General features: G+C 72.8%; 2 protein-coding genes. Both read left to right on the plus strand.

Features of this window, described 5'->3' with window-relative positions:
• Nucleotides 1-2: 2 nt before the first annotated feature.
• Entirely contained in the window at nt 3-1,136 is a 1,134-nt protein-coding gene (locus D7X12_RS41135) for an anhydro-N-acetylmuramic acid kinase (protein ID WP_120630541.1), read from the plus strand.
• Nucleotides 1,133-1,737, plus strand: a 605-nt coding sequence (locus D7X12_RS41140; protein WP_244225094.1) for a GTP-binding protein, incomplete at its 3' end; no start/stop codon positions are given. The genes D7X12_RS41135 and D7X12_RS41140, both read left to right, overlap by 4 nt.

Genomic DNA, 1,737 nt, shown 5'->3' on the forward strand with positions numbered 1-1,737 from the left:
CCCTGCCGCCCCGGCTGTGCGTGGGCGTGCTGTCCGGCACCAGCGTGGACGCCGCGGATGCCGCGCTGTGCCGCGTGGAGGGCACGGGCGCGGACGTGAAGCTCGAGCTCCTGGCCCACGTCTCCCGCCCCTTCGCGCCGGACCTGGTCGCGCGGGTGCTGGGCCCCCAGGACGCCCGGAGCCTGTGCGCGCTCGGCTTCGAGCTGGGCGAACAGTTCGCCGAAGCCGTCCTCGCCGTGCTGGCCCGGGCGGGGGTGGACCCCGGAGAAGTGCACGTCGTCGGCTCCCACGGCCAGACGATGGCCCACCTGCCCTCGGACCTGTCCCCCACCCCCTCCACGCTCCAGATTGGCGAGGCCGCCGTCATCGCCGAGCGCACGGGCCTGTCCGTCGTCAGCGACTTCCGCACCCGCGACATGGCGGTGGGCGGCCAGGGCGCGCCGCTCGTGCCCTACCTGGACTGGGCCGTCTTCCGGAACCGCGCGCGGCCGGGCGTCACGCGCGCGTTCCTCAACCTGGGCGGCATCGCCAACGTGAGCGTCGTGGGCGAGCGCCTGGAGGACACGCTCGCGTTCGACACCGGGCCGGCGAACATGATCCTGGACGCGCTGGCGCGACGGGTGACGGGCGGACAGCTCGGGTGTGACCGCGACGGGAGCCTGTCGTCCCGGGGGCGGGTGCTGCCGGCGCTCCTGGAGGAGTTGCTCACCCACCCGTTCCTCGCGCGTCCCCCGCCGCGCAGCGCGGGCCGCGAGGGCTTCGGCGAGGCCCTGGTGGACCGGCTGTGGGCAGCCGCGCCGGAGCGGCCCTACGACTTGATGGCCACCGCGCGCGCCTTCACCGTGGAGGCCACTGCGCGCGCCTTCGAGACCTGGGTGCGGCCCCGCTTCCCGCACCTGGAGGCCGTGTATGCCTCGGGCGGGGGGACGCGGAATCCGGCGCTGATGGAGGACCTGCGGGCGCGGCTGGCCCCGGTGCCGCTGGAGCGGCTGGACGTGCTGGGCTTCCCGGAGGAGGCCAAGGAGGCGGCCCTCTTCGCCCTGCTCGCCGCCGAGCACCGGGCCGGAACACCCGCGAATGTTTGCCCCGCAACTGGCGCAAGACGCCGAGTCGTTCTAGGTAAGCTGACACCGTGAGCAGCGTGAACCTGATGGCCCGCGAAGTGGCCGCGAAGATCGTCTTCTACGGCCCGGGCCTGTCTGGGAAGACGACGACCCTGCGAAAGGTCTACGAGACCGTTCGCCCGGCCCACCGCGGCGAGATGATGTCCATCGCCACCGAGGGCGACCGGACGCTCTTCTTCGACTTCCTGCCGGTGAAGGTGGAGCGCGTGGGCGACTGCTCCGTGCGGCTCGCCCTCTACACCGTGCCCGGGCAGGTCTTCTACAACGCGACCCGCAAGCTGGTGCTCCAGGGCGCCGACGGCGTCGTCTTCGTGGCGGACTCGCAGGCGGAGGCCATGGACGCCAACCGCGAGTCCCTGGCCAACCTGGAGGAGAACCTCCTGGAGAACGGCATCCGGTTGGATCGCTTCCCACTGGTGATGCAGTGGAACAAGCGCGACCTGGAGGGCACCCTGTCCGTGGAGGAGCTGCGCCGGGAGCTCAACCCGCGCGGCGTCCCCGACTTCGAGACGGCCGCCACCAACGGCCGCGGCGTGCTGGACACGCTGAAGACCATCACCCGGCTGGTCATCAAGGACCTGCGCGCCAAGCGCATCGTCCCCCCGCCCCGCCC

Origin of the sequence: Corallococcus sicarius (assembly GCF_003611735.1) — a bacterium.
Taxonomy (GTDB): domain Bacteria; phylum Myxococcota; class Myxococcia; order Myxococcales; family Myxococcaceae; genus Corallococcus; species Corallococcus sicarius.